Genomic DNA, 17,709 nt, shown 5'->3' with positions numbered 1-17,709 from the left:
GAATAAATGCATATTGATCACGAATCCGTCACTCGTGTCACGGTTATCGAGGGCCGCCGGTATAGATGGGGCGGCATTTATCCGGCTCATGCACGGGCGGTAGGAATTGACGGCGATCACGCATGCGGCGGTTTTATCCGACCCGTCGCTTGCCGACACGATCGGTGAACTGCGCGACCTCGCCCGGAACCCGCGCCTGGCCCGCCGGCGCGACCAGCTCACCCAACTGGCCGATGACCTTGACACCGGCACTGACCTGAGGCGATGGGCGGGTGTCGGGCTGTTTTCCGCCTTTCTGCGGGACGACACCGTGACCCCCGCACCGCGCTCGACGGCGGGCGCGGTCTTCGACCTGCTGCCGGGTGTGCTGATCTTCTTCCCGATCGGCATCACCTGGTGGGGGCTCAAAGACGCCACGGCGGCCTATCGCGAGAGCCGCGGCGATGTCAGCCTGGCCGGGAAATCGTTTCTGGAACAGTGGCAGACCGGTTTCAACGGCCGCCTCAGCGCGACATGGCATTTCGACCGCATCGCCCTCTACACGCTGATAGCGCTCGGAGTTCTGCTTACGATCTCGGTCGTGCAGGCGCTGTTCCGCTGGCGCCGGGACCGGAAGGCCGCGGTCGAGCAGTCGGAGCTTCTCAGCCGGTTGGCCGCCGCGCTCACCACCGTCGAACTGAGGCTGGCCGACTATCGGGTCACCGACCAGTCGCGCCTGGCGACCGGGGTCGAAGGGCTCATCGAGGCCTCCAAGGACGTCCAGGCGACCGTCGACGCCGTGCGGGTCATGCAGATCGAGGCGCACGAGACCCTGCTGGCGGCCCGCCGGTCGATCGAGACGCTGCGGGAGGGCACCGTCCGCGTCGAGGAGGCCGCCCGGCAGGTCGGGGTCGGCGCCGATGATCTCGCGGCGGCCGCGGACGTGGTCGCCGCCTCCTCCTCCGAACTGGCCCGGTCGGTCTCAGCGGGTGAACGCGCCCTGACCACCTCCGTCGGCGGTTCACTCGACCGGGCGGGGGAGGCCATCTCGACCGCCCTGACCGAGTGGCGGACCGAGGGGGCCCTCTACTCCCACCACAACGAGCGCAGCTCCGACCAGCTCGGCATCGTCGCCGCGGTCCTCCAGTCGCTGCAGTCGTCGCTGGACCGCATCCCCGACTCCGTCCACCGCCTCGACGGCCAGTCGGCGGCCACGGCCCACCGGCTGGAGCAGGTCGTCGCCGAGGCGGTCGGCGCCCTGCGGGCCGAGATCGCCCGTAACGCCGCCGGTCAGCCCGGCCTGGACGTCCGGGTGGCCACGATGGTCGCGGAGCTCACCGCGCTGCGCGCCTCCGTGGACGTCCTGGCGTCCCGGCTCGACCGGCGGTGGCCCTGGCAGCGGCGCCCATGAGCCCCCGGCTCGCCATCCCGGCCATCGCCGGGTGGCTGTTCGCCGACCTGCTGCTGGCTTTCGCGATCGTGGTGCTGGGCACACAGGAGCCCACGCCGGTCCCGAAGGCCGTGGCGGCCTCCTCGCCGAGCCCGTCGCCGACCCCTCCGGCGCGCCAGGCCCTGGAGCGCCGCTATGTGCGGCTGACCCTGACCGTCCCGCGCGGCAGGAGCACCAAGGCCCAGGTCGCCGCGCTGCGGAAGGCCGTGCGGGCCGAGCCCAGGCTGGAGGGCCGCAAGGCCGGGATCGTGCTCACCTTCGGGGCCGAGCACGACGGCGGCGAGAAGTTCGCCCGGTCGGTCAACGAGCTGCTCGAACGGGTCGACGGGCGGCTCTTCGCCGACGTCGCGACGCGCGACTTCCAGCTCATCGGGGCAAGCGGCGGCGCCGTGATCCTGCAGATCTACCTCTTCCACGCCAAGTAGGAGCCAGAAGTGAGCGAACAGGTCCTGCCCTTCTACCTCGTCTGTGACGAGTCGTCGTCGATGGACGGCCCGCCCATCGACGCGATCAACCAGGCCCTGCCCGAGCTGCACCAGGAGATCGGCGGCAACCCGGTGGTGGCCGACAAGACCCGGTTCTCCCTGATCAGCTTCAACCACGAGGCGCAGGTCCTGCTCCCGCTCTCCGACCTGAGCGAGCTGACCCAGGTGCCGGGTCTCACCGCGTCCGGCGGCACCAATTACCAGAGCGTCTTCGAACTGCTGCGCGACACCATCACCCGCGACGTCGCCGCGCTGAAGGCCGACGGTCACCAGGTGCTACGCCCGGCGGTGTTCTTCCTCACCGACGGCCAGCCCAACGACAACGCGAAGTGGCCCGCCGCCTACCAGCGGGTGGTCGACCCGGCGTGGGGGCCCCGCCCCAACATCCTCGCGTTCGGGTTCGGCCAGGCCGACCACGCGACGATCCAGCACGTCGCGACCGTGCGCGGCTTCGTCGCCGACGGCACGATGGGGCCCGCCGGCGCCCTGCGGGAGTTCGCCCAGTCGCTGATCCGGTCGATCGTCCACTCGGGCACCTCCGCCGGACCGGGCGGCGGCATGACGCTGGCGATGCCCGACAAGGTGCCGGGATTCACCACGATCCCGGCCGACGTGGTCTGACCACGATGACCTTCGAACCCCCGGTCGTGTACGGCACCCCGCACGCCAAGGCCGGCATCCCGATGGGCCTTCCCGGCCGTCCGGACGCGGTGCCCGACTCGGTGATCGACGGCGCGGACCTGCCCGGCGTGACCGTCCGGGCCGCGTCCCTGCGCGGCGACGACCATCGTTTCTACGGCACCACCCGGCAGGACGCCATGGGCCTGTGGCTGCTCGGCCCGGACGTGCTGCTGGTCTGCGTCGCCGACGGGGTGGGCAGCCAGCCGGAGGCCCACCTCGGCTCCGCGCTCGCCTGCCGGTCTCTCTACGAGGAGGCCGAACCGGTGGCCCGCCGGCTCCTCGACCCGGACGAGGACACGGCCGGGGAGATCGCCGACGGGATCGCCCAGCGCATGCTCGCGGCCATCGCGGCCGATCCGGTCACCTACGCCACGACCCTCACGGCGGCGGTGGTGGAGCTGACCCCGTCCGGCGAACCCCGGCACTGTGTCGTCTTCGCCGTCGGGGACAGCCCCGCCCTGCTGCTGCGGGACGGCGAGTTCACCTCGCTGCTGGACACCGATGCCGACACCGACGGCGACATCGTGGACGGCCGGACCGCCGCCCTCCCCCTCCACCCCGGAACGGTCCGCACGGCCACCGTCGAACTCGGCGCCGACGATGCCCTCGTGGTCTGCACCGACGGCCTGACCGGCCCGATGCACGACGAGAAGGTCCGGGCCCAGCTGGCCGAATGGTGGCGGCGGCCGGTCCCGGGCCTGCTGGAGTTCGGCTGGCAACTCGCCTTCCGCGCGAAGTCCCACACCGACGACCGCACCGCCGTGTGCGTCTGGGGGAGCTGAGCCGTGTACGACGTCTCGCTCGGCGCGCTACGACCGGGCCGGATCCTCGGCAAGGGCGGCCAGGGCAACGTCTACGAGCTCGCCCGTCAGGACGGCCTCGTCTACAAGGAGTATCTGCAGCCGGAGAAGGTCAACGGCACCGCGCTGTTCGACCTGGTCGGCGTGCCCGCCCGGCTGGGCGCCGCCGATCGCGACCTGCTGCTCCGCCAGGCCGCCTGGCCGCTCCACCGGGTGGTCGACGGAACCCGGGTCATGGGTTTCCTGATGCACCGGGTGCCCGCGCCGTTCTGGGGCAGCCAGGTGAGCGGGCCGAAACTCCGCGAGGTCCAGTTCCTGATGTTCCCCCGCAAACCGCTGTGGGGTGACATCCATCCGCTCGACGGTCCCGGCCGGCTGGCAGTGGCCCGCGCCTGGGCGGCGCTGTTCCGGCTGCTCCACACCGCGGGCATCGTGGTCGGGGACGTGTCGATGCGCAACGCCCTCTGGTCGCCGGCCGGTGGCGTCTTCCTGCTCGACTGCGACGGCGCTCGGCTGCACGGGCGGCTTCCGGTGATGGCGCAGCCGGAGACCCTCGACTGGAACGACCCGCTGCAACCGGAGACCGGTCCCGAGCTGGACACCGACCGGTACAAGCTGGCCCTTCTCATCACCCGGATTCTGACCTGCGGCTACGACCTGCGACCCGGCACACCGCCCGCTTTCGTCGCCGGTCTGCCGCCACGCGTCGTGACCGAGGTGACGAAACGCTTCGCGGAGGCGGCCGGACCGGTCGGGACCCGGCCGACGGCCCACCATTGGGAGCGGGCGCTGAGTGACCGCGGGGTGATCGACCTGCCGGCGCCGGGCCCGGTGCGCACGCCGCCGAACCTGCCGAAGGCGCCGATGGACCGGGCGGCCCGCCCGGTGATCGACCTCAGGGGGCGCTGACGACGTAGCCGCCGTCGCGGAACCCGATCACCTGCCACCCTCGCAGGAGCCGTCCGCCCAGTTCCTCCCGGACGGCCATCCGCCACCGCTTGGCCGCCATCGGGTCCTCCCGGCGCAGCCGTTCGATGTCTTCGGGCAGCTGAATCAGCACCACGGGGGCGTCCGTCTCCCGTACGGAAGGACCGTCGGCCGCGACGGCGATCACGGCTTCCGGTATCTCGGTGGGTGGACCGGTCTGCGTGATCCGCCAGACCGCCAGCACCCGATCTGACTCGTCGCCGCCGTTCACCGCGTCCGCCATCGCCCCGTAGAAGTCGATGTGGTACTTCTCCGGCCGAGCCCCCAGTTTCACCAGGTTGAAATAGGCGTTGCGCCGTACCAGAGGATCGAACGTCCACGTGATCGTCGAGATCCCCCGGGCCAGTGCCCACGACCGCTGATGCCGCTTGAGAGCGAGGCCGGCCCCGGGCGTGACGACCCCCGTCACATGCGAATGCAGCGAAGCCTCCCGAGGCGGTGAGCAGAACCCCACCGTCCCCCCGGCCAGCCGCCCGTCGACGAAGGCCCCCGCCACATAGTTTCCCGTGGCGGAAAGGGCCCGCATCAGCTCCACGGTCGCCGGCGGATTGGCCGGATCGGGCCGCCAGATCTCGTCGAACACCGAGTGCAGGGCCTCGAACTCGGCGAGCGTCGTCAGTTCCCGCACGTTCACGCCAGCACCGACCGCACCAATTCCGTCAGCAGCCGGGCCCGCACGGGCATGTGCTCCACCAGGACATGTTCCTCCGGCGCGTGCGCGCCGCCGCCGAGGGCGCCCAGCCCGTCGAGGGTGGGAGTGCCGACCCCGGCGGTGAAGTTGCCGTCGGAGGCCCCGCCCACGGACACCCCGGTCAGCGGCGGCATCCCGAGCGACGCCGCGATCCCCACCGCCCGCTCGAACAGCGCGGCGGAGGCCACTCCGTCGAACGGGGGCCGGTTGGGGCCGCCCAGAAGCTCCAGACGCGTTCCCGCGAGAACGGGGGACAGGGCCCGCATCAGCTCGTCGACCCGCTGCTGCGACGCCACGTCGGGCACTCGCACGTCGATGGCCACCCGGCCCAGTGCGGGGATCGTGTTGGTCGAGGTTCCGGCCGACATCAGCGACGGCGTCACCGACAGCGATCCGGGACCTGAGGAGGAGGACACCTGCTCGGCCACCCGGGTGATGGCGATGATCTGGTGCGCGAGCTCGATCCCGGCGTTGGCGCCCTTCTCGGGTTCCAGGCCGGCGTGGGCGGCGCGGCCGTGCACCAGGAGTTCGTACCGGGAGATGCCCTTCCGGGCCAGTTTCAACGCCCCGCCGTCGGCGCTGGCCTCCAGGACGAACGCGGCGGACAGCCCCCGCGCCGACTCCTCGATCAGCGGCTGCGAGGTGGGCGAGCCCAGCTCCTCGTCGCCGACGACCAGCACGGAGACCCCGTCCAGAGACGGCAGTGCGGACAGGGCGTGGAAGAGCTGGACCAGCCCGGCCTTCATGTCGAAGACGCCGGGGCCGCGCGCGATCCCGTCGCGGTGGCTCCACGGCATGTCGGCCAGCGTTCCGACGGGCCACACCGTGTCGTGGTGGCCGAGCAGCAGGACGCGCGGCGTGCCGAAGGTCCAGCGCAGGTGGGACACCCCCCGGATGGTCACCCGCTCGGGGACGGCGCCCAGCCGCCGGGCGCCGACCTCCGCGACCACGTCGGCGCTCTTCGCGACGGCGGCGTGGTCGGATGAGAACGACTCGCAGGTGACCAGTTCCTCCAGGTCGGCCACCATCTGACCCAGATTCACCGGCGAACCCCCAACTCGGCCTGGAACAGGCGCAGTACGTTTTCGCCCAGGATCAGGCGGATCTCATCAGGGGAGAAGCCGTGCTTCTCCAGTGCCTCGGTCACCAGCGGCAGGCCGCGCGGGCCGTCGAGGCCGGGGATGACGGCGTCGACGTCGAGGCCGGTCGTGCCGTTGGTCTCGCAGCAGGGCGGGGTCAGGTCGAACAGGACCTCGCGGATGAAGTCGGGGCCCAGGCCCACGTGTTCGATCCCGGCCACCGAGGCGATGTGGGCGATGTGGTCGACCAGGTTGTCGACGGTGACCTTCCTGGGGTGCTCGGTCAGGAAGGCCGGCAGGAAGTTCACGCAGATCACGCCGCCGGTGGCGGCGACGCCGCGCAGCTGGTCGTCGGTCAGGTTCCGGTGGTGGTCGAGCAGCGCCCGCGCCGACGAGTGGGTCGCCATCACCGGCCGCCGGGCCCGCTCCAGCACGTGGGCGACGCCGGAGGCGCCCAGGTGGGACACGTCGAAGACGATCCCCAGGTCTTCCATGATCTCCAGGGACTCGACCCCCGCGGCGGTCAGCCGGGAGCCGGTGGCGTCTTCGCCGCTGCCGTCGGCCAGAGGGGTGCGGCCCCAGTGCGCGATCGAGGCGACCCGCACGCCGAGCCGGTGCAGGGTCGGGATGAGCTCCACGCTCGCGTCGAGGCCGGGCATGCTCTCCATGGCCAGCACCAGCGCGATTTTGCCGTCGGCCAGCGCCTGGGAGATCTCGTCCCCGTTGAGGCAGAGGCGGACCTCGTCGACCTCGGCGGCGATCACGTGGGCGGCCTCGATCATGCGGAGGGTCTGCCGCAGGGCGCCCTCGGGCCGATACCAGTCGTCGATGAAAACGGGCAGGACCTGCAGGTTCACCCCGCCCTCGGTGAGCTGGGGGAGCCAGGTGTCGCGGAAGTACTGGACCCAGTGCTTCGGCGGGCGGGCGGCCACGGCCATCAGGAGGTCGTTGTGGGTGTCGGCCACCACCGCGTCGAAGTGCAGCATGGCGTGGCTCCTTCCGGAAAGCGTCTAACGGACGTTACCGCCCCGTTCCGAAGTTGTACGCCCCAGGTCGGGGGCGCCGGGTGAATCTCCGGTAGTCGCGGGCGTTGCGGGGCCAGTTGTTGGTGATCTTCCCAGTGGGGGTCATGTACCAGCTCCGGCAGCCCCGGTTCCAGACCGTGGCCGCGAGAGCCCTGTTCAAAGCGGTTGTGTACGTCGAGAGCGCCCCCTCCGTCACCTCCATCTGACCCCTCTCGGCGATCAGATCGAGGCACCCCATGACGTAGCTGACCTGGGCCTCCAGCATGTGGACGATGGAGTTGTGCCCCAGGTTGGTGTTGGGGCCGTACAGGAAGAAGAGGTTGGGGAAACCGGGCGCGGCCAGGCCCAGATAGGCCTCGGCACCGTCCCGCCACTGCTCGTGCAGGTCGCGGCCGTGGGTTCCGGTGACGGTCATCGGGAGGAGGAATTCGGTGGAGTGGAAGCCGGTGGCGTACACGATGGCGTCGGTTCTTCTCAGCCCCGACGACGTCTCCACCCCTTCTGGGACGATTCGGGTGATCGGGTCGGTGATCAGTTCGACGTTGGGCCTGGTCAGCGCCGGATAGAAGCGGCTGTCGAGGACGATCCGCTTGCAGCCGGGCGGGTAGCCGGGCGTGAGCTTCCGGCGGAGCTCGGGATCGCGGATCTCGCGGTGGAGATGGACGAGCGCCATCTTCCTGATCACGTCGGTGCTCCACCCGTCGACGAAGGCCGGGAACACCGTGTTCTCGAGGTAGGCGAAGATCCATTCTCGGTACGCCCGATGGGCCCCCGGCACCCATCTGAACATCGCCCTGGTCAGCGGCCCGAACTCGCCGTCGGCCTTCGGCAGCACCCAGTTGGGGGTGCGCTGGTAGACGTCCACCTGACCGGCGGTCTCGGCCACCGGCGGGACGAGCTGGGCGGCGGAGGAGCCCGTGCCGATGACGGCGACCCGTTTCCCCTGGAGGTCCCGCGCTCCCCAGCGAGCCGAGTGGAAGGCGTCGCCCTGGAAGGTGTCCATGCCGGGGATGTCGGGCATGGACGGCCGGTCGAGCTGCCCCACGGCCGTCACCACCACGTCGAACCGCTCGGCCGCCTTCGGGGTGACCACCAGCCAGCCGGTCCCGTCGTGGGCGAGTTCGGTCACCTCGGTCCCGAACCTGGGCCGCACGTCGTGCTTGGCCGCGATCATCTCCAGGTAGGCGAGGATCTCCTGCTGCCCCGGATAACGCCGTGACCAGTCACAATAGGGCTCGAACGAGTACGAGTAGAGGTGCGAGGGGATGTCGCAGCCCGCCCCCGGATAGGTGTTGACGCGCCAGGTCCCGCCGACCCCGCCACCCTTCTCGAAGACGACATGGGGGATCCCTTTTCTGGCCAGTTTGACGGCCATGCAGAGGCCACCGAACCCGGCTCCGATGATGGCCACTCGCATGGAGTCCACGCTAACCCGGCGGCCGGTAACCTCCCAGGGTGACCGAGACGATCCTGCACACGGTGATCCGCTCTCTCGAGGCCTCCTATGACCCGGCCACCGCCGAATCGTGGGACGCCGTCGGCCTCGTCTGCGGCGATCCCACCCAGACCGTGGGGAAGGTGCTGTTCGCCGTCGACCCGGTGACGGCCGTCGCCGAGGAGGCCCTCGACTGGGGCGCCGACCTGATCGTCACCCACCACCCCCTCTACCTGAAGGGCGTCACCTCGGTCGCCGCGACCACCGCCAAGGGCCGCATCGTCCACCGCCTGATCCGCTCGAACGTCGCCCTCTACACCGCCCACACCAACGCCGACGTCGCCGACCCCGGCGTCTCCGACGCGCTGGCCCGCGCGGTCGGGCTGACCGGCTCGCTGCGGCCGCTCGTTCCCTTGCCCGACCGGCCCCGGCTGGGTCTCGGCCGGGTGGGGGAGCTGCCGGTGTCGATGAGCCTGGCCAAGTTCGCCGCCCTGGCCGCCCACGGCCTGCCCCGGACGTCCGGGGGCCTGCGGGTCTCCGGTGACCCCGACCGCGTGGTGAAGACCGTCGCGGTCTCCGGCGGCGCCGGAGACTCACTGCTCAGAGCCGCCAAGCGGGCCGCCGTCGACGTGTTCCTCACCGCCGACCTGCGGCACCATCCGGCGAGCGAGTACGCCGAGGACGACGGCCCCGCCCTGATCGACGCCGCCCACTGGGCGACGGAGTGGCCCTGGCTCACCGATGCCGCCGAAAGGCTGACCACGGCCCTCGCGGCGACGGGCAATAATGTGGAGGCGCGCGTCTCCGAGAGGGTCACCGACGCCTGGACCACAACAGCACAGCGAGGATAGGGATGAAAGCCGCACCGGACGCACAGAAGCGCCTCCTTGACCTGGCTGAGCAGGACGCAGCCCTCGACCGGCTCCGTCACCGCCGCCGCACCCTCCCCGAACTGGCCGTCATCGACGACCTGACCAAGCGCCTGGCGCAGATCGCCACCCAGATGATCGCCGCCGAGACCGAGTCGACCGACCTGGGCCGCGAGCAGTCGAAGGCCGAATCCGACGTCGACGCCGTCCGCCAGCGCGGCGAGCGCGACCAGAAGCGCCTCGACTCCGGTGGCGTCTCCTCCCCCCGTGACCTGGCCAGCCTCCAGTCCGAGATCGCCTCGCTGCACCGCAGGCAGGGCGACCTCGAGGAGGTCGTCCTGGAGATCATGGAACGCCGCGAGACGGCCGACGGCCGCGTCGCGGGCCTGCGCACCGAACGCGAGACGATCACCGCCGACCTCGTCGGCGCCGAGAGCCGCCGCGACACCGCCTTCGCCGAGATCGACAAGGACGGCTCCGAGGTCACCACCCGGCGCAAGACCATCTCCGGCGAGATCCCCGCAGACCTCCTCGCCCTCTACGAGAAGCTGCGCGAAGCCAGCGGAGTGGGTGCCGCCCTGCTGCAGGGCGGCCGCTGCCTCGGCTGCCGCACGACGATGTCGATCGCCGACCTGAACGTCATCAAGGCCGCCAAGCCCGACGAGGTCGTGCGCTGTGAGGAGTGCCGCCGGATCCTCATCCGCACCAACGAGTCGGGCCTGTGACCAACTATTCCATCGAGGCCGACGGAGGGTCGCGGGGCAACCCCGGCCCCGCCGGCTACGGCGCCGTGGTCTTCGCCCCCGACGGATCGGTCGCCGCCGAGGCGGCCGAGTCCATCGGGGTGACCACGAACAACGTGGCCGAATACCGCGGCCTGATCGCCGGCCTGACGGCCCTGACCGGCCTGGGCCTCGACGGGATCCCCGTCGAGGTCCGCATGGACTCCAAGCTGGTCATCGAGCAGATGGCCGGCCGCTGGAAAATCAAGAACGAGGGCCTGCGGCCCCTGGCCACCGAGGCGGCCGCGCTCGCGCGCCGCTTCCGGGTGACATGGACGTGGATCCCGCGCGAGCGGAACACCCACGCCGACGCCCTGGCCAACGAGGCGATGGATGCGGCGGCACGTGGTGAGAAATGGTCGAGTTCGAGTACGCGTACGACGACGGGGATCTTCGACCCGGATCCAGATCCGGCGCGGAAACACGAGAATCAAAGTCCGGAAGAAGCGACGGCGCCGAGGCCTGATGGGTCTGCTCGTGCGACTGCTCAGACGTCTGTTCTAGGCGACTCGTCGTCGGTCTCGGTGACCTCACGGACCGAGACGTCGACGACCGTCTCGACCGGCAACCCGTGGACAGGCGCCACCTGGGTGGCCACGACCCTGATCCTCCTGCGGCACGGCCAGACCGCGCTCTCCGTCGAGAAACGGTTCTCCGGCCTGGGCGACCCCGTTCTCACGGAGCTGGGAGAGTCACAGGCAGAAAAGGCCGCCGAGCGCCTGGCCGGGGCCAAGCTCAACGCCATCGTCTCCTCCCCGCTGGGCCGGGCGAGGCAGACCGCCGAGGCCGTGGCCAAGGCGACCGGCCTGCCCGTCCACGTCGACGAAGATCTGCGCGAGACCGACTTCGGCGCCTGGGAAGGCCGCACCTTCGCCGAGATCCAGGAACGCTGGCCCCACGAGATGACGGCCTGGCTGGCCGACCCCGCGGTGGCCCCGCCCGGCGGGGAGAGCTTCCAGACGGCCGGACACCGGGTCCAGCGGGCGCGCGAACGCATCCTGGCCGGGCACCCGGGAGAGACGGTCCTCGTCGTCTCCCACGTGACCCCGATCAAGCTGCTGGTCCGCTATGCCCTGAACGCGCCTCCAGAGGCGCTGTATCGGATGCACCTCGACCTGGCCTGCCTGTCGGCCATCGACTACTACAGCGACGGCCCGGCGGTCCTACGAGTGTTCAACGACACCGCGCACCTCACGTTTTCGCGTTGACTCTCTGACTGACCGCAGTGAGGTTCCGACGGAGCAGTGACACGGCGGATCCCTTCGTCGCACTGACCTTCGCCGCCCCGCAACGGCCCAGCGGTCCAGTGGGCGATCAACGACGCCGCGCATCTCACCTTCTGGCGCGGGCCCTCCGATCCGCCCCGGTGGTTCGGGGACGGGTCGTCGGAAGCGTGATGTCAGGGCTGGCCGGCGGGAGTTCAGCCGCAGGGCGCGGTCTCGGTCGGGGAAGAGGTCAGCGGGAGCCGTACGTCGAGGATCAGGCCGGTCATCGACGGCTGCTCGGCTCCCGCGCTCTTCAGGATCGAGAGCATGCGGGCGTTGCTGGCGTACACACTGGCGGTGATCACCTGCGCCCGCCTCGACGGCGCGAGAGCGAGCGCGTAACGCATCAGGACGCCGCCGAGGCCCCGGCCCTGCCAGCCGTCCTCGACGAGTAGCGCGACCTCGGCCTCGCCGGGCTCCAGGTCCATCAGGTTCGTCATCGCGACGACCTGCCGGGGTTCCCCCTCCAGGTGGGTGACCAGCGTGATGCCCCGCTCCGGGTTGGTGAACATGCGCATGACCGCGTCGCTCAGCCGGGGCAACGGGCCGAAGTAGCGCAGGCGCAGGGTCTCCGGGGAACACCTTTCGTGCATGTCCCGTATGCCCTGGGCATCTTCGAGCGTCATGGGCCGCGTGACCAGGTCCGTCCCGTCGACGCGCAGGCGAGGATGCGCCTGCTGGGTGATTCTGATGGGCCGTGGCCCTCTCGGCGGCCGGTTCATTTCGACTACCCCCTCGCTGTTCGGTGCGACTCCGGTTGTAGCCGCCCCCGCGGCCACCGTCTGTGCCATTGGACGCGGTCACGCTTGCCACGTCCTTGGGGCCCGCTTGAGGATCGGGCCACTTTCATGGGGACCACTCGGCGTCTTTCCAGCTCGGTGGCATGCTCAGCGATGGGCCACTTGGAGAGGGCCACTTGGGTGGCTTGGAGAGCCGATAGGGTTGGAGGTACGGCGGACGAGCCGGCCGGACGGTCGCGTCGAGATCCTTCACGGGGTCTCGCCGAGGAAGGTCCGGGCTCCACAGGGCAGGGTGGTCGGTAACACCGACCCGGGGTAACCCGCGGGACAGTGCCACAGAGAACAGACCGCCTTTCCCATACAGGGGAGGTAAGGGTGAAACGGTGGTGTAAGAGACCACCAGCGCCCCCGGTGACGGGGGCGGCTAGGTAAACCCCACCCGGAGCAAGGTCAAGAAGGGAGTCTCCGGACTCCCGCGCGTGCCGTTTGAGGGCTGCCCGCCCGATGGCACGCGGGTAGACCGCTTGAGACCACGAGCAATCGTGGCCCTAGATGGATGGCCGTCGGTCAGCAATGACCACAGAACCCGGCCTATAGGCCGACTCGTCCGCCTTATAAGCCTTTGCGTGCATGGAAGTGCTCTCCCGGCAAGATCAACTGTCGGGAGGCAGGTCGTGTGCACATCGTCAGTGATCTAGGACGGCGTGAACGTGTCCCGCGCCCGCTGTTTCCGACTCCCGACGGGTGGCGGTTATGGCGGTGGACCTCGGCGCAGGACGCGACCCCGGTTGCCGTCGTGGTCTAAACGCACTGCCTGATCGGCAACGAGCCTTGAGCCTGCTGGGCAAGCCGGAACTGGCCTGTGCGGCGGTCGGCCTGCAAGATCCCCCGCAAAGCATCTCGCCATGGCCAGGTACCGTCTTGCGTGCCATCATGCGCGAGTGATCGAAGTGCTGCCGGATGCATCCGTATCGCACGCAAAGCCCGGCTGGCGAATCGTCAGGGCAGGCGTGGTCGGGGTCATCCTTCCCGTGGTTCTCCTCGGGTGGGTGGCCATGATGGCCAGGCTCTTCCCCGACTCCCCGCAATGCGGCCCGTACACCGGATGTCTTGGCTACCTCGTCCAGGCGTGGGAAGTCGGCCGTTGGGTTGCGATCGCGTTGGCCTGGCCGCTGCTGTATCTCCTACGAGTACGGCCCTCCTTGCCCGTGGCAATCCTCGCCGCCCTCTTCCTGACAGCCATCTGGCAGGTCGCCGAAGCGATGCCGGTCGTCATGTTCGGCGAGGCTCTCGCCCTCATCGTTTTCAGCGGGGTGATCGCGTATCCGGCTGCGGCTTGGTTGGCCATGCCGCGCATCTCCCGCAAACTGCTCACCCTGGCTGTCGCTTCGTCTTTCGCGCTGTACGCCTACGCCTTCCTGCTCACCTATTGACTCCACCACCCGGGTAACAGGTCCGGGAAGCGATCAGCGCCTCCGGGCGCGGTCAGCGCGCCTGCTTCGACGTCATCAGGCCGCCACGCAGGCCGAAGCGGGTCCCATATGGCTGGCAGGTGGAAACCGAGGCTACCGAGAGCTGAGGTCGGCGCATCTGGGCCGCCGGACGGACGGGGGTCAGGTCGACTGTGGCGGATTGGCTGGTTGGAGCTTGGGCCTGTCGATCGCCGCTTCCCGATGAGGACGCGACACGGTTCGGATCCCGCGAAAGCCCAGGTCATGCAGCCTCTCCAGAAGATCCGCACCCAATGCGCCGCCAGATTCCCGGCCCCCGCACCCGTCGCGAGCGCTCGCGAGAGCCGCCCGCTTTTGCTACACCAGCCCCGACTTTCGTCGAAATGCGCAAAAGGCTATGGGCAAGTCGTAGATCAGGCCATATATTACGGCGCAGACCAGCGTTAACCCTCCCGTGTTACAGCGAAACACACCCGGCATCTGTCGTTAGATCGGCCCTATCGGCGGTGCCGTCCCCCTACGCCGTGCTCAACGCGGCACCCTCACCGAGATGGGACCGGGCATGCGGAAAATACCCCTCTTATCCGTCGTACTGATCACCGCCCTCTCAGGGCTCGTCCTGCCCGCTCCAGCGCGCGCCGCCGTGCCGCCCCAAGAGCCGGGTGTCACCCTGCGCACCTACGACGTCCAGGTCGAACTGTCCAAGCTCTGCACGCTCAAGCCTGGTCAGACACCCAACGTCGACAAGCTGATGCCCACGATCGACTGGACCTCCGACGCCGACTTCGGTCTGGTCGACATGTTCGTCACCGAGGTCTCCGGCAACATCTCCATCGCCACCGCGGGCACGTACGAGTTCCGGCTCACCAGTGACGACGGCTCCCGGCTGCGCATCGACGACACCGTCGTGATCACCAATGACGGGCGGCACGGGGCGATCTCCGTGGACGGCACGATCAATCTCACCACCGGCTACCACGCGCTGCGTGTCGACCACTTCGAGCACCTGTTCGGCCAGCAGCTCAAGCTGGAGTGGAAGCCGCCGGGGGCCTCCGGGTTCACCCTCGTGCCGAACTCGGTGCTGAGCACCGACGCGGGCGTGGTGCGGGTCACCGGGCCGGGGCGCAAGGAGTGTGAGAGCGGGGCCGACTCTCCTGGCGACGGGTTGCCGCTGCAGTCCGTACACCCTGACTTCGCGCTCACCGACCTGCGGCCGGGCGGGTTCCAGCCGCAGGTGACCGGGATGGACTGGCTGCCCGACGACCGGCTGGCGATCACCACGTGGGGTGGTACGGACAACAGGCTCGGCGAGGTCTACCTGCTCGACAACGTCACCGGTGCGACCTCGGCCGCGCAGGTGACCACGAAGAAGATCGCCAGTGGGCTTCAGGAGCCCATGGGCATCAAGTACGTCGACGGCAAGCTCTACGTGTCGGAGAAGTCCCGGCTGGTGGAGTTGAACGACACCAACGGTGACGACGTCGCCGACAACCTCAGGACCGTGGCGACCTGGCCGTTCGGCGGTAACTTCCACGAGTTCGCGTTCGGGATGCTCTACCGCGACGGCCACTTCTACATCAACCTCTCCGTGGCGATCAACTACGGCGGCGCGACCACCGACCCGCAGCCTGCTCCCGACCGGGGCACGACCATCAAGGTCAACAAGGACACGGGTGCGATCGAGTACGTCGCCGGCGGTCTGCGTACACCCAACGGGCTCGGCTGGGGTCCGAACGACGACCTGTTCGTCATGGACAACCAGGGCGGCTGGCTGCCGGCCTCGAAACTCGTACACATCAAGAAGGACCGGTTCTTCAACCACTACACCAACCCTGACGGCCGGTTCGACAACAACCTGGTGACCAAGCCGGTGCTCTGGCTGCCGCACAACGAGATCGCCAACTCGCCCAGCACGCCGCTGCTCCTCAAGCAGGGCAGGTTCGCGGGGCAGATGCTGTTCGGCGACGTCACCTACGGCGGGCTCCAGCGCGGCTTCCTGGAGAAGGTCAACGGTGAGTACCAGGGCGCGGTCTTCCGCCTCACCCAGGGCCTGGAGGCCGGGATCAACCGGATCAGCCTCGGGCCTGACGGCGCCATCTACGCCGGAGGCCTCGGCGCCGGCGGGAACTGGGGCCAGGAGGGCAAGCTCACCTACGGGCTGCAGAAGCTGACCCCCAGTGGCGACAAGGCCTTCGACGTCCTGAAGATGCGCGCGATCGAGGGCGGCTTCGAGCTGGAGTACACCCAGCCGCTTTCGGACGCGACCGCCACGTCACTCGCGGACAAGTACCAGCTCACCCAGTGGCGGTACGCCGCCGCCTCCACCTACGGCGGCCCGAAGGTGGACGAGGAGACGCTGACCGTCACCTCCGCCGACCTGTCGGCGGACAAGAAGAAGGTCACGCTGAAGATCGCGGGCCTCAAGGCCGACCGCGTGGTGCACCTGCGGTCGCCGCGCCCGTTCAGCTCGGCGTCGGGCCAGCCGCTCTGGAGCACCGAGGCCTGGTACACGCTCAACACCCTGGTCAACGGCCCGCAGACCGACACCGTGTACGAGGCGGAGAGCGCCTCCCACAGCGGCGGCGCGAACCTGGCCACCGACCACCTGAGCTACACGGGCAGCGGCTTCGTCGCCGGCTACGGGAACCAGGGCGCGGCCACGCAGTTCGCCGTGACCGTCCCCCGGGACGGCGTCTACCACGTCGGCCTGCGCTACTCCAACGGGCCGAACCCCGCGCCCGGCAACAAATCGGTCAGCGTGTACGTCAACGGCACCAAGATCAGGCAGGTTCCGCTGCCCACCACGGTGACGTGGGAGCAGTGGGCCACCCGGGTCGAACCGCTCACGTTGAACGCGGGCGTCAACACCATCACGTACAAGGTCGACAGCGGCGACACGGGCCACGTCAACCTCGACTCCCTCACCGTGGCCGCGCAACGGGTGTTCGAGGCGGAGAACGCCACGCTGGCCGGTGGCGCGAAGGCGAACAGCGATCATCCGGGCCACACCTACAAGGGCTTCGTCGACGGCTACTGGAACGCCGGCGCGAGCACCTCGTTCAGCGTCTGGTCGGACACGACCGGCCCGCACAACGTCGGGCTCCGCTACGCGTCCGACACCGTCAGGTCGGTCAGCGTGTACGTCAACGGCGAGAAGGTCAGGCAGGTGCGGCTGGCCTCCAGCGGCGGCTGGGACGCCTGGGCCGTCCAGACGGAACCGCTCAACCTGACCCGGGGCACGAACGAGATCACCTACAAGTACGACAGCGGTGACTCGGGCAACGTCAACCTCGACCACATCAGCGTGTCGCTCGCGCAGCGGATCACGCTGTTCGACGGGTCGAACCTGGCGGCATGGGAGAAGCGGGCCGGCGGCGTGGCCACGTGGCCGATCGCGAACGGCTCCGTGGAGTCCCTCGGCGGCGACATCCGCACCCGGCAGACGTTCGGCGACTTCAAGCTCCACGCAGAGTGGCTCGTGCCGGACTACCCGGCGAACGTGACCGGGCAGCAGCGCGGCAACAGCGGCATCTTCCTCCAGGAACGCTACGAGGTTCAGGTCCTGGAGTCCGCCGGTGACCCCGCGCCGCTGATCAACGGCGCCGGCTCGATCTACAACAAGCGCGCGGCCGACAGCAACGTGACCAACCCCCCCGGCACGTGGCAGACCTACGACATCACCTTCCGCGCGGCCCGCTACACCAGTACGGGAGCGAAGGTCGACAACGCGCGGGTGACGGTCGTCTGGAACGGCGTGGTGGTCCACAACAACGTGGCCGTCGACGGCGGCACCGGCGACAACATCGCGGAGAGTGTGGCCACGGGCGGAATCCGCCTCCAGGACCACGGCGACGCGGGCGAGAACCCCCGCTTCCGCAACGTGTGGATCGAACCGGTCTCCTGACCTGATCCGACCGGCAGGCCGGGTGCCGCGCTCTACGCGGGGCCCGGCCTGTCGTCACATGCGCGCTGGGTGTGAGACGAGCCCGT

General features: G+C 69.6%; 15 protein-coding genes and 1 other RNA gene. 11 read left to right on the top strand and 5 right to left on the bottom strand.

Annotation, left to right across the window (positions count from 1 at the left end; translation table 11 throughout):
* Positions 1–106 precede the first annotated feature (106 nt).
* From AW272_RS14145 to AW272_RS14125, 5 genes are read left to right on the top strand one after another with little or no spacing between them, the layout of a single operon-like run.
* On the top strand, positions 107–1,390 hold the full coding sequence (locus AW272_RS14145; protein ID WP_066364450.1) for a hypothetical protein: 1,284 nt from the start codon (positions 107–109) through the stop codon (positions 1,388–1,390).
* A complete protein-coding gene (locus AW272_RS14140; protein WP_066364746.1) occupies positions 1,387–1,854 on the top strand; it encodes a hypothetical protein in 468 nt (155 codons plus the stop codon). Before AW272_RS14145 ends, AW272_RS14140 begins: the two co-directional genes overlap by 4 nt.
* Positions 1,855–1,863: 9 nt before the next feature.
* Positions 1,864–2,535, top strand: a complete 672-nt coding sequence (locus AW272_RS14135; RefSeq protein WP_083958286.1) for a vWA domain-containing protein — start codon at positions 1,864–1,866, stop codon at positions 2,533–2,535.
* 5 nt (positions 2,536–2,540) lie between these two features.
* Positions 2,541–3,377: a protein phosphatase 2C domain-containing protein gene (locus AW272_RS14130; RefSeq protein WP_066364448.1), complete on the top strand. Its 837-nt coding sequence runs from the start codon at positions 2,541–2,543 to the stop codon at positions 3,375–3,377.
* A gap of 3 nt (positions 3,378–3,380) precedes the next feature.
* Complete coding sequence (locus tag AW272_RS14125) at positions 3,381–4,304, top strand: hypothetical protein (RefSeq protein WP_066364447.1); 924 nt, start codon at positions 3,381–3,383, stop codon at positions 4,302–4,304.
* On the opposite strand, the gene AW272_RS14120 is transcribed toward AW272_RS14125, so the two are convergent.
* The 4 genes from AW272_RS14120 to AW272_RS14105 are packed head-to-tail and all read right to left on the bottom strand — an operon-like array spanning position 4,291 to position 8,594.
* Positions 4,291–5,016: a GNAT family N-acetyltransferase gene (locus AW272_RS14120; protein ID WP_245657533.1), complete on the bottom strand. Its 726-nt coding sequence runs from the start codon at positions 5,014–5,016 to the stop codon at positions 4,291–4,293. The two genes, AW272_RS14125 and AW272_RS14120, sit on opposite strands and share 14 nt — an antisense overlap.
* Complete coding sequence (locus AW272_RS14115) at positions 5,013–6,116, bottom strand: M20 family metallopeptidase (protein ID WP_218010884.1); 1,104 nt, start codon at positions 6,114–6,116, stop codon at positions 5,013–5,015. Before AW272_RS14115 ends, AW272_RS14120 begins: the two co-directional genes overlap by 4 nt.
* Positions 6,113–7,138: a dipeptidase gene (locus AW272_RS14110; protein ID WP_066364441.1), complete on the bottom strand. Its 1,026-nt coding sequence runs from the start codon at positions 7,136–7,138 to the stop codon at positions 6,113–6,115. Before AW272_RS14110 ends, AW272_RS14115 begins: the two co-directional genes overlap by 4 nt.
* A 34-nt stretch (positions 7,139–7,172) precedes the next feature.
* Positions 7,173–8,594, bottom strand: a complete 1,422-nt coding sequence (locus tag AW272_RS14105) for a flavin-containing monooxygenase (RefSeq protein WP_066364440.1) — start codon at positions 8,592–8,594, stop codon at positions 7,173–7,175.
* Positions 8,595–8,632: 38 nt separating this feature from the next.
* Between AW272_RS14105 and AW272_RS14100 the strand changes: the two genes are divergently transcribed.
* From AW272_RS14100 to AW272_RS14090, 3 genes are read left to right on the top strand one after another with little or no spacing between them, the layout of a single operon-like run.
* Entirely contained in the window at positions 8,633–9,463 is an 831-nt protein-coding gene (locus tag AW272_RS14100) for a Nif3-like dinuclear metal center hexameric protein (protein ID WP_245657531.1), read from the top strand.
* Positions 9,464–9,465: 2 nt separating this feature from the next.
* The gene (locus AW272_RS14095; RefSeq protein ID WP_066364439.1) at positions 9,466–10,206 is read left to right on the top strand and encodes a zinc ribbon domain-containing protein; all 741 of its coding nucleotides are present in this window, start codon (positions 9,466–9,468) and stop codon (positions 10,204–10,206) included.
* A complete protein-coding gene (locus tag AW272_RS14090) occupies positions 10,203–11,471 on the top strand; it encodes a bifunctional RNase H/acid phosphatase (RefSeq protein WP_066364436.1) in 1,269 nt (422 codons plus the stop codon). Before AW272_RS14095 ends, AW272_RS14090 begins: the two co-directional genes overlap by 4 nt.
* A gap of 212 nt (positions 11,472–11,683) precedes the next feature.
* Here AW272_RS14090 and AW272_RS14085 read toward each other — a convergent pair whose 3' ends face one another.
* Positions 11,684–12,250, bottom strand: coding sequence for a GNAT family N-acetyltransferase (locus AW272_RS14085; RefSeq protein ID WP_083958285.1), 567 nt, complete (start codon positions 12,248–12,250; stop codon positions 11,684–11,686).
* Between the two features lie 236 nt (positions 12,251–12,486).
* Between AW272_RS14085 and rnpB the strand changes: the two genes are divergently transcribed.
* The 3 genes from rnpB to AW272_RS14070 all read left to right on the top strand — a co-directional run bounded on the left by rnpB (position 12,487) and on the right by AW272_RS14070 (position 17,623).
* Positions 12,487–12,878, top strand: an RNA gene (gene rnpB / locus AW272_RS14080) — RNase P RNA component class A.
* 331 nt (positions 12,879–13,209) lie between these two features.
* Positions 13,210–13,701, top strand: coding sequence for a hypothetical protein (locus AW272_RS14075; RefSeq protein WP_157518537.1), 492 nt, complete (start codon positions 13,210–13,212; stop codon positions 13,699–13,701).
* 580 nt (positions 13,702–14,281) lie between these two features.
* Positions 14,282–17,623, top strand: a complete 3,342-nt coding sequence (locus tag AW272_RS14070; RefSeq protein ID WP_174551815.1) for a 3-keto-alpha-glucoside-1,2-lyase-like domain-containing protein — start codon at positions 14,282–14,284, stop codon at positions 17,621–17,623.
* Positions 17,624–17,709: the final 86 nt, after the last annotated feature.

Source organism: Herbidospora mongoliensis, assembly GCF_001570545.1.
In the GTDB taxonomy this organism is placed as follows: domain Bacteria; phylum Actinomycetota; class Actinomycetes; order Streptosporangiales; family Streptosporangiaceae; genus Herbidospora; species Herbidospora mongoliensis.
The sequence above is the reverse complement of the archived record's forward strand: the minus strand, read 5'-3'. Positions and strand labels throughout refer to the sequence as shown.

What these genes read in the sequence shown, in the direction of transcription:
- AW272_RS14140 (WP_066364746.1), top strand. Translation starts at nt 1,387, where the DNA reads ATGAGCCCCCGGCTCGCCATCCCGGCCATCGCCGGGTGGCTGTTCGCC.
- AW272_RS14130 (WP_066364448.1), top strand. Translation starts at nt 2,541, where the DNA reads ATGACCTTCGAACCCCCGGTCGTGTACGGCACCCCGCACGCCAAGGCC.
- AW272_RS14110 (WP_066364441.1), bottom strand. Translation starts at nt 7,138, where the DNA reads ATGCTGCACTTCGACGCGGTGGTGGCCGACACCCACAACGACCTCCTG.
- AW272_RS14105 (WP_066364440.1), bottom strand. Translation starts at nt 8,594, where the DNA reads ATGCGAGTGGCCATCATCGGAGCCGGGTTCGGTGGCCTCTGCATGGCC.
- AW272_RS14095 (WP_066364439.1), top strand. Translation starts at nt 9,466, where the DNA reads ATGAAAGCCGCACCGGACGCACAGAAGCGCCTCCTTGACCTGGCTGAG.
- AW272_RS14085 (WP_083958285.1), bottom strand. Translation starts at nt 12,250, where the DNA reads ATGAACCGGCCGCCGAGAGGGCCACGGCCCATCAGAATCACCCAGCAG.
- AW272_RS14070 (WP_174551815.1), top strand. Translation starts at nt 14,282, where the DNA reads ATGCGGAAAATACCCCTCTTATCCGTCGTACTGATCACCGCCCTCTCA.